The sequence below is a fragment of the Leptotrichia sp. oral taxon 215 str. W9775 genome, assembly GCF_000469505.1.
Taxonomy (GTDB): Bacteria; Fusobacteriota; Fusobacteriia; order Fusobacteriales; family Leptotrichiaceae; genus Leptotrichia_A.
On the sequence record NZ_KI272839.1, the window covers coordinates 17784 to 34345 of the forward strand.

Annotated in this window: 11 protein-coding genes; 10 read left to right on the plus strand and 1 reads right to left on the minus strand. The window is 28.5% G+C overall.

Features of this window, described 5'->3' with window-relative positions:
• Window positions 1–13 precede the first annotated feature (13 nt).
• The 3 genes from HMPREF1984_RS04400 (at window position 14) to HMPREF1984_RS04410 (ending at window position 3483) form a co-directional block, all read left to right on the plus strand.
• Window positions 14–490 carry an LURP-one-related/scramblase family protein gene (locus HMPREF1984_RS04400; RefSeq protein WP_021766703.1) on the plus strand — a complete coding sequence of 159 codons (477 nt, stop codon included), beginning with the start codon at window positions 14–16 and terminating at the stop codon, window positions 488–490.
• A 10-nt stretch (window positions 491–500) separates the two neighbouring features.
• Window positions 501–2435: an ABC-F family ATP-binding cassette domain-containing protein gene (locus tag HMPREF1984_RS04405; RefSeq protein ID WP_036099775.1), complete on the plus strand. Its 1935-nt coding sequence runs from the start codon at window positions 501–503 to the stop codon at window positions 2433–2435.
• 127 nt (window positions 2436–2562) lie between these two features.
• Window positions 2563–3483, plus strand: coding sequence for a hypothetical protein (locus HMPREF1984_RS04410; RefSeq protein WP_021766705.1), 921 nt, complete (start codon window positions 2563–2565; stop codon window positions 3481–3483).
• 72 nt (window positions 3484–3555) lie between these two features.
• Here HMPREF1984_RS04410 and HMPREF1984_RS04415 read toward each other — a convergent pair whose 3' ends face one another.
• Window positions 3556–5028 (minus strand): carbon starvation protein A, encoded by a 1473-nt coding sequence (locus HMPREF1984_RS04415; RefSeq protein WP_036099778.1) that lies wholly within the window; start codon window positions 5026–5028, stop codon window positions 3556–3558.
• A 482-nt stretch (window positions 5029–5510) separates the two neighbouring features.
• Between HMPREF1984_RS04415 and HMPREF1984_RS04420 the strand changes: the two genes are divergently transcribed.
• From HMPREF1984_RS04420 to fusA, 7 genes are all read left to right on the plus strand, one after another.
• Complete coding sequence (locus HMPREF1984_RS04420) at window positions 5511–8420, plus strand: SIR2 family protein (RefSeq protein WP_021766707.1); 2910 nt, start codon at window positions 5511–5513, stop codon at window positions 8418–8420.
• On the plus strand, window positions 8404–10479 hold the full coding sequence (locus HMPREF1984_RS04425) for an AlwI family type II restriction endonuclease (RefSeq protein ID WP_036099780.1): 2076 nt from the start codon (window positions 8404–8406) through the stop codon (window positions 10477–10479). The genes HMPREF1984_RS04420 and HMPREF1984_RS04425 overlap by 17 nt, the downstream gene beginning before the upstream one ends.
• Window positions 10466–12481, plus strand: a complete 2016-nt coding sequence (locus tag HMPREF1984_RS11615) for a Dam family site-specific DNA-(adenine-N6)-methyltransferase (RefSeq protein WP_051314461.1) — start codon at window positions 10466–10468, stop codon at window positions 12479–12481. Before HMPREF1984_RS04425 ends, HMPREF1984_RS11615 begins: the two co-directional genes overlap by 14 nt.
• Before the next feature lie 16 nt (window positions 12482–12497).
• Window positions 12498–13139 carry a hypothetical protein gene (locus tag HMPREF1984_RS04435; protein ID WP_036099782.1) on the plus strand — a complete coding sequence of 214 codons (642 nt, stop codon included), beginning with the start codon at window positions 12498–12500 and terminating at the stop codon, window positions 13137–13139.
• A 323-nt stretch (window positions 13140–13462) separates the two neighbouring features.
• On the plus strand, window positions 13463–13849 hold the full coding sequence (gene rpsL / locus HMPREF1984_RS04440) for a 30S ribosomal protein S12 (protein WP_036099783.1): 387 nt from the start codon (window positions 13463–13465) through the stop codon (window positions 13847–13849).
• Window positions 13850–13877: 28 nt separating this feature from the next.
• Window positions 13878–14348: a 30S ribosomal protein S7 gene (gene rpsG, locus HMPREF1984_RS04445; protein ID WP_021766713.1), complete on the plus strand. Its 471-nt coding sequence runs from the start codon at window positions 13878–13880 to the stop codon at window positions 14346–14348.
• A 51-nt stretch (window positions 14349–14399) separates the two neighbouring features.
• Window positions 14400–16478: an elongation factor G gene (gene fusA / locus HMPREF1984_RS04450; RefSeq protein ID WP_021766714.1), complete on the plus strand. Its 2079-nt coding sequence runs from the start codon at window positions 14400–14402 to the stop codon at window positions 16476–16478.
• Window positions 16479–16562: the final 84 nt, after the last annotated feature.

Below are 16562 nucleotides of genomic sequence, written 5' to 3' on the forward strand. Positions count from 1 at the left end.
GAGAAGAAGTATTATGAAACTTTATATTAAGCAGAAGGTATTTACAATCAAGGACAAATTTACAGTAAAGGATGAAGCGGGAAATGACAAGTACTTTGTTGAAGGAAAGTTACTTTCACTTGGTAAAAAATTTTATATATATAATATGGAGAAAGAGGAAGTTGCATATATAGAACAGAAGCTGATGAATCTTATGCCTAAATTTTTTGTATATGTAAAGGGAGAAAAAATTGCCGAAATTCATAAAAAATTCAGTTTTTTGAAACCAAAATATGAAATAGTAGGAAAAAACTGGGTAACAAATGGAGATTTGTGGGCACATGAATATAATATAACAGACATGGACAGCGGAAATCAGATTGCAAGCATGCATAAGGAATGGATGACATGGGGAGATTCGTATATGCTGGATATAGAAGATGAAAAGCATGAAATTTCCATAATGGCATTGATTCTTGCAATTGACGCTGTCATGGCAACAAAAAACTAGAGGAGATGAAATGAGTTTAGTACAGTTTAATAAGGTATATAAGCAGTTTGCAGGAGATTTTATACTGAAGGACATAAGTTTTTCCATAGAAGAAAAGGATAAAATAGGACTTGTGGGACTTAACGGTGTTGGAAAATCTACCATTATAAGAATGCTGCTTGGAAAAGAAAGAGTTGACGGAGCTGAAAATAATCCTAATGAAATAGGAGAAATAATAAAAAGTCCATCAATGAGGATAGGATATTTATCCCAGAATCATGAATTTTCAGATGAAAGAAATACAATATATGAGGAAATGATGTCTGTTTTTTCTGAAGAGAGGGAAATATGGAATAAATTACAGAAGGTGAATATGCTTCTGGGAACTGCTGAAGGGGAAGAACTGGAAAATCTTATAAACCAATCTGCAGAGTTGTCCTCCCTTTATGAAGCGAAAAACGGTTATGAAATAGAGTATAAGATAAAGCAGATACTTACAGGGCTTGAATTGACAGATGAATACTATAATCTTTATCTGAAGGATTTAAGCGGTGGAGAACGTACAAGAGTGTCATTAGCAAAACTTCTTCTGATTGAACCGGATCTGCTTATACTTGATGAGCCGACAAACCATCTGGATCTTGTTTCTATAGAATGGCTGGAGGACTATCTGAAAAGGTATAACAAGGCATTCCTTCTTGTTTCGCATGACAGGATTTTTCTTGATAATGTATGTAATAAAATATACGAGATAGAAAATAGGAAATTATATAAATATGACGGAAATTTTTCTTCTTTCATACTGCAGAAGGAAATGATTTTAAAAGGTGAAATAAAAAGATATGAAAAAGAGCAGGAAAAAATTAGGAAAATGGAAGAGTATATTGATAGATTCCGTGCGGGAATAAAAGCAAGACAGGCAAAAGGGAGACAGAAAATACTCGACAGAATAGAAAGAATGGATGATCCTGTTTTTAATCCCCAGAGAATGAAGCTGAAGTTTGAAACAGACGGTATAAGCGGAGATAATGTACTCAAGGTGGAAGGGATTGAAAAGACTTTTGGAGATAAGAAAGTCTTAAATAATATAAGTTTTAAGCTTTACAAGGGAGAAAGAGTGGGGATTATAGGAAAAAATGGTATTGGGAAATCTACTCTTCTTAAGATAATTGCCGGAAAGCTTGAAAAGGATGCAGGAGAAGTTGAATTTGGTGCGAGAGTGAAAATGGGATACTATGATCAGGATCATCAGGATTTAACGTCTGCAAACAACATACTGCAGGAAATAAACGTATCTCTCAACCTGACGGAAGAATATTTAAGAAATCTTGCAGGAGGATTCCTTTTTTCAGGAGAAGATGTTTTAAAGAAAATTGAAAAATTAAGCGGTGGAGAGAAAGTAAGGGTATCCTTTCTGAAACTTTACATGAAAAGGGCAAACTTTCTTATACTTGATGAGCCGACAAACCATCTTGACATTTATTCCATAGAAGTACTTGAAGATGCACTTGAAAATTTTGACGGAACAATGCTTGTAGTTTCCCATAACAGACATTTTCTGGATAGCGTATGTAATACGATTTACTACCTTGATGAAAATGGACTTACAAAATTTAAGGGAAATTATGAAGATTACAAGGAAAGCCTCAAGAATGCAAAAACTTCATCCCAGACAGCTGAAGAAATTGAAATAAAGGAAGAGCGTAAGCTTTCCTATCAGGAGCAGAAGGAGCTGAGCAAAAAGATTTCTAAATTGAAAAGGGATGTAGCGAAACTGGAAGATGAAATGGAAAAAATTACAGTGAAGAGGGAAGAACTGAATATAGAATATGAAGCTGCAGGAAAACGTAATGATCTCGGAAAATTAATGGAAATACAGGAGCAGTTTGACAAACTCGAAGAGGAAGAAATGTCAAAAATGGAAGAGTGGGATGAAAAGTCTGAGGAATTAAAGAAATATATGTAGTAGGAAAAATTTTACAGATGGTTTTAAATCCAGTAATGGAATTATGGCATACTGAAATATAGAAAAATATAAGAAAGGGGGCAGGCTATTTTAAAATATTTTTTAGATTAGCCTGGATAATATAGTTATGAAAGAAGAAAAAGATTATGTTGAGATTGAAAGAAACAGGGAAAAGAAATTTATATCAGATGAAAAAGTTGAAAAAATTGTAAACTGTGTGGATATATCTGATAATGAAAAAAAAATTATTAAATATAGTACAGTTACTTATAAGAATTTGTTAAAATGGCTGGTTATAGGATTGGTATCTTTAGCATTGGCACAGTTAATTAAATGGTTCATATTTGTGACATTGTTTGCAGGATATTGTTGTTTTTCCATATTGATGACAATATTATTTAATGGAATAAAAACTTTGGAATTAAAGGAAAAATCCTTTTTATACAGTCCTGAAAAGGAAGATATAGACTATAATTCGCTGGAATATTTTATAATAACTACATATTCGGGGTATTTTCTTGCTTACAGGAATAACAGGAATTATTGGAGAACAATACCTTCCATAGCATTTCCGGATGGAACTGTACATGATTTTCTGAAAAATTATTTGCTGGAAAAAATTCCGACATCACAGAGTATTATAAATTCAGGGGGAGAAGAGGTCTTTCATGTCAGAGATGAGGAAGATATAAAAAAGGATTACAGGAAGAGGGATTTTTTTGGGAAAAGAAGAGATAGAATATTCCGTGCAATGAGGGATAAAGTTGTCCCGCTTAAAAGACTTCAGGAGGAAGTAAAAAAAGCTTATGAAGAAAGTAATAATAAGCTGGTAATAAAAAAAGAAGGTTTAGTAGTAAAAGAGAAAATTTATCCATGGGAAAAATTAAAGCCTATTAAATTAGAAAAATCATTTGGAGGTCTTGTGGAAATAAAAACATTGCATGATGAAATAGTTTTTTCTTCAAGAACAACTGCGATAACAAGAGTTCCATTATTTGAAGCATTGTATAATTCAATGATTAAGGAAAGAAAATCAAATATATTATAGAGACAAAAAAACAGTCAAACAAGATTTTATTTCAAATTCTTCGTTTGACTGTTTTTCTATTTATTCAGCTGTTTATTTTGCAACGTTTAATTGTTCAGCTTTTGGAGTACTATTTAGCTTACGTCTGTAATTAAATAATAATGCTGTACAGATAGCAGTAACTGCAGCTGCAATTAATGTTCCATAAAGTTCGATAGTATGAACAGGTACACCTTTAAAGAATCTTACGAAACCTTCCGGAGCTATTACGATATAAGTTGTAACAACCATTGTCATGAACATTGAAGGAATTAATGCAAATACAAATGGTTTTCCCTTTTTAACAAGCCACACTGTTGCAGTCCATAATGAAACAGCGGCAAGAGTTTGGTTTGCCCATGCAAAGTATCTCCAAATAATGTTGAAGTCAATAGTTGTTAAATAAATACCGATAGCAAATAAAGGTATTGCGATAAAGAATCTGTTTTTAATTGGGGCCTGTTTAATTTTAAAGATGTCGGCAATAATTAATCTTGATCCTCTGAAAGCAGTATCCCCTGATGTAATAGGACAAGCAACAACTCCAAGTACTGCTAAAAATGCTCCGAAAATACCAAGTAACTGAACAGATGCTTTATTTACTACAATTGCAGGTGAACCAGCAGCAGCTAATTCTTTTATTCCGCCAAACACAGTCATGGCAGCGGCAGCCCATATCAATGCAACAACACCTTCAGCAATCATTGCACCATAGAATACTCTTCTTCCTTCAGTTTCATTTTTTATACAACGGGCAACCATTGGAGACTGAGTAGCATGGAAACCACTTACTGCACCACAGGCTATTGAAATAAATAGATAAGGAAAAATCGAAATACCTTTAGGATGTAAATTTCCTTTAAAAACTTCAGTAACTTCAGGAATTACAAAAGCTCCTGTAAATTGACCATAAACTAACATAGTTCCGATACCGACTGCCATAAATAGCAACGCAAAACCGAAAATTGGATAAATTTTTGCAATAATTTTATCAAGCGGAAGAACTGTTGCTAAAATATAATAAATAATTATGATAATTGTAAAAGTCATAGCACTGACACCTGGAATCAAATTGTGAAGAATGTCGGCAGGTGATTTTATAAATACAACTCCAACAAGTAACAATAAAATGATTGAGAAAACCCTCATAACCTGCTGCATTACAACACCTAAGTTTTCTCCAACAATTTCCCCAATACTGCTTCCTTTATCCCTAAGTGAAAGCATACCAATCAAGTAGTCATGAACTGCTCCTCCAAAAATACATCCGAATACAATCCATAAGAATGCGGCCGGTCCCCACAAAGCCCCTGCAATAGCCCCAAAAATTGGACCTGTTCCTGCAATGTTAAGAAATTGAATAAGGAATGCTTTTGGTGTACTAACTTCTACATAGTCCACACCATCATAACATTCTACTGCAGGCGTAGTTCTCTTCGGATCAATTCCAAAGACTTTTTCTACGAATTTTCCGTAAATTACGTAGCCTAAAATAAGAGCGATAATCGCTAAAATAAAAGAAATCATAAAAAAACCTCCAAAAATTAAAAAATTAATTTTCATATATGTATATAAAAATTATCTAACTACTCTGTTCTAATATGATAACTTGATTTTTCAAAAAAGCAAGAGCATCATTAGAGATTTAATTAAAATATAATTGTTGATTTCAAAAGAGTATAGTAGACTTAATATTGAAAAATGAGGACTTTAAGGTAAAAATATTCTTCAGAAAAAACAAAATAAAATTTTTAAAAAATATATTTTAGAATAAACTATATGTGTAAAAAATTAGAGATTTCTGATATAATGTAAATTAACTAAAATCAAACCAAAAATAAAATTTTTAAAGATAATATGATAGAGATATCTTATGCTTATAAAATGGTAGTTAAAATATATAATCACTAAAATATTGTAAAATCGAGTATATCGTAATAAAAAGAGAAAAGAATTTTTAAGAAAAAGAATAAAAATTAAAGATTTCATTTTGATTAAAGGGGAAAAAAGTGTTAGAACAAGATATTAGATTTTTAGCTGAAGAATTAGAAAAAGGAAAATTAGTAGTTTTTGTTGGAGCAGGAGTTTCTAAAAATAGTGGATTGCCAGAATGGGAAGAATTAATAAAAAATTATGCTGATTATAGAGGAATAAAAGAATTTACATCAAAACAATTTTTAACTATACCAGAAGAAGTTTTTGAAAGATATGGTAGTTTGAAATATTATGAAATTGCAGAAAAAAGATTTTCTGGAAAATATGTTCCCAATTCTATTCATAGAATTTTAAAAAAAATGAAATTGACTTATATAATTACAACAAATTATGATACATTAATTGAAGATGAAATAAAAAATTTACAAATTGTAAGTAAAGATGAAGATTTACCGTACACTAATTCTAATAAAATGCTTATAAAAATGCATGGTGATTTTGAAAATAAAAATATAGTTTTGAAGCAAAGTGATTATGATAATTATGAAAAAAATTTTCAATTAATTTCAACTCTTGTAAAAGGTTTATTTACAACAAATACAGTACTATTTATAGGTTATTCATACAGTGATACAAATGTGCAACAAATTATGAATTGGATAAAAGAAATTTTGAAAGAGAAAACTAGAAAAGCATTTCTTGTTGAATTTACAAACGAAGATAGTAAAGAGGAAGAAAATGGTGAACAGATAAATAAAATTTCATTAAAACTTTTGAATGATAATAACGACGAAGTACTATATGAAAATAAAAAAGAAAGATTTAATAATAATTATGAGAAAACTCTAACTAAATTTTTATCGAATATTTATAATGAAAAAGAGAAAGTGAAGCAAGAAAAAATTTTTGAAATATATATAAATTTAAATTATTTAACAGAGCACAATTGGAAAAAACTTAATAAATATTCTGAAATTCGTATAGATGAAGATTGGAAAAGAATTTTATGTACAAGATTAGAGTTTAAAGATATAGAAAAATATGAAGAGATACTTTTTAAATCAAGGATAAAAAAAATTCTTCAGAGGATAAATAGAAATGAAAAAGAAATATTAATTCCTTTTTCTGAAAAAGGAATTACTCCTAAGAGAAAAGAACAAAAAAATATTTTAGAAGAAAAAATAGAAGTAGAAGAAAAATTTTTAAAAATAATTTGTGATTATGATTACAAAAATTTTCAGAATTTAGTAGAAGAATACAAAGAAAATAACAATATTAACAAATATGTAATTGTACATGGATATTTATTTTTTAAAAAAATAAATAAAGCAAAAGAAACAATAAAAAGTATGATAGAAGAAAAAGAAAATGTTAATAGTAAAAATGAAAAATTAGTTTGGGATAACTTTATATTGAGTATTATTGAATTTATGGAAATAACACATGCAGAAGAAAATTTAAATAAAACTTTTGAAAGTATAGAAGAAAGTTTGGAAGATAGGTATTTTGAATATTTTAAATATGAAACAGAACTTTTTAATGAAATATTTAAATATTCAACTTTAGAAGCTTTAAATAAGAAAATGAACAAATTATTTGATAAAGTAAGAAAAGGGAAAAGTACTTCATATGTAATGGGAATACCTCCGTCATACAAAGCTATAATTTTGTCAAGAGATTTATTTTATTTTTGTTCTTTAAATGGAATATTTGGAAATTCATTTTCTGATTATTCAGAATTTATGAAAAAGTACATTGAAATTTTACTTATGTCGTATACTAATAAGAATATTGAGGTCAAAAATCAGATGTTTAAAAACAGAAACCTTATAGAAGAATTTGAATATTTTGATTTTTTTATGATGTTAGAATTAAGTTACAGTGATTTGAAAAAATTATTTAATGAATATGAGATAAAAGATTTAAAATGTGAAAAAGAAATTTTCGATAAATTAATTGTATTACTCAAAAATATACTTGATTGGATAATAGAGAATGACAACGAATTTATGGAAAAAATAGATACTTTAGAAAGTATTTTACTAATAATCTCAAAATTAGATTTAATAGAAACTCAGTTTGAAAAATTAGTTGATATAATATTAAACGATAAAAATAGCAATGTCTTTTTTGAAAATAATTATGCTTTGGAGGTAGCAGATAACTTTAGAGTTATAATTTGTAAAAATTTTAAAAATTTAAACAAAGAGTTTTTTGATAAGATATTGGAAAAGATTTTTTCAATTAATAGGAAAAGAATAGATGAAAATTTATTGCATCACATTACATACTATTTTAATAAAAAAGAAATGCCAAAAATTTCAAAAAATGATAAAATAAAAAACTTTATTAATAAAAATAATTTAAAAATAAAAGGTTATTTTTTAAGAATAATAGATGAAACATATTTTGAAGAGTTAAAAAATGAAATACTAAAAGAAATAAAAGAGACATTAGATATAGAAAGTTATAGCTTTTTATTGAATCAAAAATTTATTGACTTTATTCCGGAAACAGAAGATAAAATACTGGAAGAATTAGATGAGATATTCCAGAAAAAAGATGATAATAAAGACTTAAAAATGGATACTTTAGTAAATTTGATATCTAAGCAGGAAAACATTTTAGATTTTTTATTAGTATCAGGTTTAAATAATAGATTACCGATTTCTTTTATAGAAAAATTAAAAAAATATAAAAACAAGGAATTTTTTAAATCATTGGAACAATATAAATCAGAGATATTATGGAAATACATATTGGATCAAGAAAATTTTGATTATTCTGAATTTACGGAAAATGAATTAGAAAAATTTTCAAAAATAGAAATAAAAAAACTTTTAGAAAAAAATAATGAAAAATTAATAAAATTAGTGAGAGAATATATTTTTTCTAAAATTAAGAAGAAAGATAATATTTCAAATAATAATATTGTAGAAGCCTATTTTGAGTGGGAGAGTGAAAAAAATGAAACTACAGAATAAAGATTCTGTAATGAATTTAGGAGATACAAGTTTTAGAAGAAAAAATTTGTTAGATGATTATAAAGTGATGTTACAGGGAATTACAGAACAATTGGAAGAATGGAATACAAATAATAGTTCACAAATGAATTTTTATCAATATGTTGCAAAAAGTGGACTAATAAATGATACTTTTTATAGTGATTATTATTCTTTTATATCTGATAAATTTAAAGAAAGTATTTTTGAAAAATATAAAGAAAAAAAAGAAGTTGAAAATTATGAAAGTTTGATGGAATATTTTGTTTTAGAACAGAAAAAAAGAGGAAGAACTTATACAAATGCACTTGTAAAAATAGGACTTATAGATGAAAAAAGAAAAATAACAGCAGTTGGAGAAGCGTTGTTAGATGGAGATACAAAACAGGATGACATTGAAAAATTGTTTAATCTATCAGCAGACAATATTATTTTTTTAAGACAATTATTGAAATTAAGAGTTTATGAATCTGAAGGAGAAAATTATATTTATCCATTTAGAATGGGGGTATATTTGCTTAACAAATTTGATGATATCCCTCAAAAAGAATTTTGTACGATTTTATCTTTAATCAGAGCTGGTAAAACAGATGAAGAATATAGAGAAATATTAGATAAATATAAATTAGTAAAAAATAAAAATATGAGTTTTGGTGAATATGTTGCAAGATATATACAAGAAGAAACTTTAGAAATAAAATTTGAAGAAAAGAATAGAATTTCAAAAGAAAAATTTGAAAAGTATTTTTTAAATAGAAAAAGCAAAGATAAAATAGAAGATTATTTTGAATTTTATGAAATATCTTTAGATTTTTTTGAAAATAGGAATTTGGAAACATATAAAAAATTAGAAAAAATAAGTAAAAAAGGGAGTATAAAAAAAGCCTTTGGTTATAATAAAGTTCCATTTAAATTTTGTAAGACGTTAAAAGAATTTTTTGAAGAGAATAAAAAAACAATATTTAACACTGAAAATATTGAAGAGTTTAACAAGTTATTTTATGAATTATTTCGGAATTCTAAAAACTATGATTTAATTTTTGAATATAATGACATGACAATTAGAACTTTTAATCTTTCAGGGATAATAAGTTTTGAAAATGGGTTGGTAAATTTATCGTATAAATGGCTAAGTAAACATATTTTTTCAGAAATTATGGATATGCAGCTATGTAGCCAAATGAATGATGAAAAAAAAGAAATATTTCATAAAAATTTTTCATTAGTAGAAATCTTTAATTTATCAAATGAAAGAATTGTAAACTTTGAAAAAAAATTGAGAAGAGAAAATAATATTCCAGAAGAAATATCAGTTTTTGAATATTTTTCTGAAAAAATAGATAAGGATTTTGAGAAAAAATTAGAAGAAAGATTTTCAAATAGTAAAGTTTGCAATATACTTGCTTTATTTAAAAATAGAGAAAATGATGAAAAGATTTCAAAAGAAGTTACAGATAATGCGAAAATTCCTACAATTTTTGAATATATACTGGCAATAGCCTGGCATAGGATTTCTAATAAAGAATTTAATTTGAAGAAAAGTTTGAAATTATCTCTTGATGGAGATGGATTTCCACTTTCACATGCTCCAGGTGGTGATGGCGATATAATTGCAGAATATTCAGACTTTGATGTTATGTTAGAAGCAACATTAATGGACAAAAATACTCAAAAAAGAGGAGAACTTGAGCCTGTAATACGCCATACAACGAATTTGACAATAAAAAATATGGAAGAAAATAAGAAAACATACACTTTTTTTGTTGCAAACGAATTAGATGCAAATGTGATTAATATTTTTAGAGCAACTTCACAAATTCAACTTCAATCAACACAAGACAGAGAAAAATATACAAATGGGATAAAAATTTATTCTTTAACAATAGATAAGATAATTTATTTACTCGAAAATAATATAAATTATAAATGTTTTCTAAATAAAGTTTTTGAAAATTATAGCAAAGTAGAATTTATATGCAATAACTGGTACGAAGAAATATGGAATAACTCTATAGAAGGTGAAAATATTGGAAAAGTTTAAAATATACAATAGGAGATATCTAGGAAGTAAATATAAATTATTGGAATTTATTGAAAAAATAGTACAGGAGCATACAAAAAAATGTAAAATATTTTTAGATTTGTTTGCAGGAACAGGAGTTGTGGCAGATTACTTTAACAAAAAATATGATGTTGTGCTAAATGATTTGTTGAGATGTAATTACATTTCATATGAATGCTTTTTTTCAGATTTGGAGTATAGTGAGAAAAAAGTAACAGATATAATAGAAAAATATAATAAAAAAAATGTAAAAAAGGAAAATTATTACTCTAAAAATTTTAAAAATACATATTTAAATGAAAAAAATCTAAAAAAAGTTGGATTCGTAAGAGATGATATTGATAATTTGTTTGAGAAAAAATTAATAAATAAACGAGAGAGAGCAATATTAATAACATCTCTAGTTTATGCTGTTGATAAGATAGCAAATACAGTAGGACACTATGATGCTTATAGAAAAAATGGAGATTTAGAAAAAGAATTAATTTTGAAATTACCTCAAATTGAAAATGAAAATAATAAAAATAACAAAATTTTTTGTATGGATGCAAATGAGTTAGTAAAAAAAATTAAAGCAGATATTGTATACATTGATCCACCATATAATTCAAGGCAATATAGTGATGCCTATCATTTTTTAGAAAATATAGCAACAAATAATAAACCTGAGGTTTTTGGAGTTGCAAAAAAAATGGATAGAACTCATATAAAAAGTAAATATTGTTTATCAAATGCTAAAGAAACATTAGAAGAGCTGGTTGAAAATATTGAGGCAAAATATATTCTTTTTTCATATAATAATACTCAGCAAAAAGCTAATTCCCGTTCAAATGGAAGAATTAGTGATGATGAAATTTTAGAGATATTAAAATCTAAAGGAGAAGTGGTTGTATTTGAAAAAGATTTTAATCCGTTTACAGTAGGAAAGACAAATATTGAAAATCATAGTGAAAGAATCTTTTTTTGTAAGGTAAAAAAAGCTAAAAAAAACATTATAAATAACCTAACAGAAGAAAACATAGTAGCAGAAGAAAATCAACTTTTTATAATAGAAAATACAAAGAAAAATATAGTTCAGTCACCACTTAATTATACAGGCGGAAAATTCAGATTATTGAAACAGATTTTTGAAAAAATACCGAAAGATATTGATATTTTTTATGATATTTTTTGTGGCGGTTTTAATGTGGGAGCAAATTTTAATGCAAAGAAAATAATTGGGATTGATAAAAATAAGGAATTAATAAAATTACTTAAGTTTTTGAAAAAACAGAATTACGAAAAGTTGGAAAAAAAAATTGAAGAAAAAATAGAGTATTATGACTTAAGTAATTCCTTTAAAAATGGCTATGAATATTATGGGTGTAATTCTTATGATGGTTTAGGAAAATACAATAAAGAAAAATTTTTGAGATTAAGAGAAGATTATAATAGTCAAAAAAAGGAAATATTATTTTTATTGTTAATATTTTATTCTTTTAATAATCAAATCAGATTTAATAAAAGAAATGAATTTAATTTACCAGTAGGAAAAAGAGATTTTAATTCTAAATTACGAAAAAAATTGAAAAATTTTATTTATAATCTTCAATTAGTTGAAACTGAATTTGAAAGTATAGATTTTCGTGATATAGATTTAAAAAAAATTAATCAAAAAAATACTTTCTTTTATCTTGATCCACCTTATTTATTAGGACAAGCAAGTTATAATGAAAATAATTTGTGGACTGAAAACGATGAGAAAGACTTGCTAAGATTTTTAGAACGATGTAATAGAAAGAAAATTAAATTTGCTCTTTCAAATGTCATGGAACATAAAGGAAATGAGAATAGAATTTTAAAGGACTGGAGTTCAAAAAATAATTTTTTTGTAAACTATCTTGATTTTAATTATTACAATTCAAATTATCAGATAAAAAGGAAAAATACTGTTACAAAAGAAGTTTTAATTACAAATTTTAATATTCAATTTGAAAAATAGAAAGGAAGTCATTAAAATGAAAAAGAAATTATTAATTTTATTGTTAATCTTAGGTACTATGAGTATTTTGGAAGGGAAGGCAAATAATAAGAAAGATTGTTATATTCCAAAAGGAGAGCTGGGATGTGTAACGGATATGTCCACACCGGAGGGAATGAAAAAAGCTATGGAAATTGGAACAAGAAAGGATGAAGTATATAAAGCGGCACAGGTATATTTTAATAAAGGACGTTTTGGTAATGAACAAGTAGGATTTATAGCTTATCCAAAAGGAAACTGGGCTCTTTTTTATGATCCTGATGCTTCACTTTCAGCATTTCAGATAGCAAATGGGACGGATATTTATACACTGGATGCCATCAGGATAGCAACTAAACAGGGAAAGACAGATTCACAGATTGCAACGGAAATTATTAATAACTTATATATTGGATATAAAGGGGCAGGACATCCTGAATCAGGTCTTGTAAGGAAAAGCGTTGTAATAAATGGATACAAAGGGGAACAGCTTACAGTTAAAAATATTTCAGGGCTCTCTCTTATATCAAACGTAATAGTTACAGGAAATAAAATATATTTTATTTCTGTTGAAGGGGTTCCTTCACATGTTGGAGAAATGATGAAATGGGTAACTAATTCATGGAATCCTTATAAATAAGAAAAATATATTTTATTTATCGTAGGATATAAAAAATATATAAAAAATATAACTCTATTTTACGGTAAATATGACAAAATCCTTGACATAAGGGCTTAAATATTATAAAATAGACAAGTTATAACTCATAAACTAAGTGCAGAAGAATATGTAACGTCGTTACATATTTTTTAGAGTGAATTTAGAGTAAGCCGTTATATCTGAAATAGATATGCAGTGTGTCTGAATTCAGGACACAGGCTGAAGCAAATGAGCTTTTTAAAAGTTTTAGTTTATAAAAATAACACAGAAAATCATAATACGAAAAATTGGAAGGAGGAAATATGCCTACTATTAATCAGCTAGTAAGATTTGGTAGAAGCACATCTGAAAAAAAGAAAAAATCACCTGCATTGAAAGGTAACCCACAAAAAAGAGGAGTATGTGTAAGAGTATATACTACTACACCTAAGAAACCAAACTCAGCCTTAAGAAAGGTGGCAAGGGTTAAACTGGTAAACGGAATTGAAGTTACAGCTTACATTCCTGGAATTGGGCACAACTTACAAGAACACAGTATCGTTCTTATAAGAGGAGGAAGAACAAAAGATTTGCCTGGGGTTAGATATAAAATAATCAGAGGAGCTCTGGATACAGCTGGAGTTGTTAACAGAAAACAAGGTAGATCAAGATACGGAACTAAAAAACCTGCGGCAGCAAGTGCAAACTAAAATTTTTAAAAAGTAAGGAGGACAAATAGTGTCAAGAAGAAGAAAAGCAGAGAAAAGAGATGTTTTACCTGATTCTCAATATAATGATAAAGTAGTAACTAAATTCATAAACGGATTAATGATAGACGGAAAGAAATCAATAGCTGAAAATATTTTCTATACAGCATTGGATCAAATTAAGGAAGAAACTCAAGAAGAAGGAATTGAAGTTTTCAGAAGAGCAATGGAAAATGTAAGACCTCAGCTTGAAGTTAGATCAAGAAGAATCGGAGGGGCTACTTACCAAGTACCGGTTGAAGTAAGAAAAGAAAGACAACAGGCATTGGCTATAAGATGGCTTGTAAGATATACAAGAGAAAGAAAAGAATACGGAATGATAAACAAGTTGAAAAAAGAACTGATTGCTGCGGCAAACAACGAAGGTGGATCAGTTAAGAAGAAAGACGATACATATAAAATGGCAGAAGCTAACAGAGCGTTTGCACATTACAAATGGTAATTTATTAGCGTTGACAGTAAGTTTTTGAGTTAAGAAGGAGGAAAAAAAAGAATGTCAAGAAAAGTTGCTTTGAAAGATACTAGAAACATCGGTATCATGGCACATATAGATGCTGGAAAAACAACAACTACTGAAAGAATATTATTCTATACAGGAGTAAATCACAAAATCGGAGAGGTTCACGAAGGAGCCGCTACGATGGATTACATGGAACAGGAACAGGAAAGAGGAATTACTATTACATCTGCGGCTACAACTGCATTTTGGAATGGTAACAGAATAAATATAATAGATACACCAGGGCACGTTGACTTCACAGTTGAAGTTGAAAGATCGTTAAGAGTACTGGATGGAGCGGTTGCTGTATTCTCGGCAGTTGACGGAGTTCAGCCTCAATCAGAAACAGTTTGGAGACAGGCTGATAAATATGAAGTACCAAGAATGGCATTTTTAAATAAAATGGACAGAGTCGGAGCAGACTTTAATATGTGTGTAAACGATATTAAAGAAAAATTGGGAGGGAACGGAGTTCCTATACAATTACCTATAGGTGCTGAAGATTCATTTGAAGGTATTATAGACTTGATAACAATGAAAGAGTATCTGTTTAAAGATGAAACAATGGGAGCAGCTTATGATATATCAGATGTAAGAGCTGAACTTCTTGAAGAAGCTCAAGCTGCAAGAGAACATATGCTTGAATCTGTTGTTGAAACTGATGACGAATTAATGGAAAAATACTTCGGTGGAGAAGAAATCACTGAAGAAGAAATAAAGAAAGCTATAAGAATTGCTACAATAAGTGGAGTAATAGTACCTGTGTTATGTGGTACAGCGTTTAAAAATAAAGGGATTCAACCTCTGCTTGATGCAGTTGTTGCATACATGCCTTCACCTTTAGATGTAGGTTCAGTAAAAGGGATAGATCCTAAAACTGAAGCACCAATGGAAAGACAGCCTTCAGATGAAGAAGCATTCTCAGCATTGGCTTTCAAAATCTTAACAGATCCATTTGTAGGAAGATTATCATTCTTCAGAGTTTACTCAGGAGTTTTAAACAAAGGTTCATATGTATTAAACTCTACAAAAGGTAAAAAAGAAAGAATGGGAAGATTACTTCAGATGCATGCTAACAAAAGAGAAGAACTTGATGTAGTTTATTCAGGAGATATCGCGGCAGCGGTAGGATTGAAAGAAACAACTACTGGAGATACTCTTTGTGATGAAAATAAACCAATAATACTTGAAAAAATGGAATTCCCTGATACAGTTATTCAAATAGCTGTTGAACCAAAAACAAAAGCGGATCAGGAAAAAATGGGAACGGCATTAGCGAAACTTGCTGAAGAAGATCCAACATTTAAAGTAACTTCTAACCAGGAAACTGGACAAACTTTGATTTCAGGAATGGGAGAATTACACCTGGAAATCATAGTAGACAGAATGAAGAGAGAATTTAAAGTTGAAGCTAACGTAGGTAAACCTCAGGTTGCATACAGAGAAACAATCAATGGTGCAGCAGATGTTGAAGAAAAATATGCAAAACAATCTGGAGGTAGAGGACAATACGGACACGTTAAGATTAAAGTTGAAGCAAATCCTGATAAAGGATATGAATTTATCAACCAAATTACAGGAGGGGCAATTCCTAGAGAATATATACCTGCTGTAGATAAAGGAATTCAGGAAGCATTAGAAGCCGGAGTTGTTGCAGGATATCCTGTACAGGATGTAAAAGTAACACTTTATGACGGATCTTACCACGAAGTCGATTCATCAGAAATGGCGTTTAAAATAGCTGGATCAATGGCAATTAAAAAAGCCATGAGAGCAGCAAATCCAATATTGCTTGAACCAATCTTCAAAGTAGAAGTAACTACACCTGAAGAATACATGGGAGATGTTATTGGAGATTTGAACTCAAGAAGAGGACAAGTTTCAGGAATGACAGAAAGAAACAATGCGAAAATAATAAATGCTCAAGTACCTTTAGCACAAATGTTCGGTTATGCAACTGACTTGAGATCAAAAACTCAAGGAAGAGCATCATATTCAATGGAATTTGAAAAATATGTACAAGTTCCAAATAATATAGCTCAACAAGTAATAGCTGAAAGACAAGGTAAATAATAATTTAAAATTTCGAAGACAGACAAATATATAATTATGGAGGAAAAAAGAAATGGCAAAAGCTAAATTTGAGAGAAGTAAACC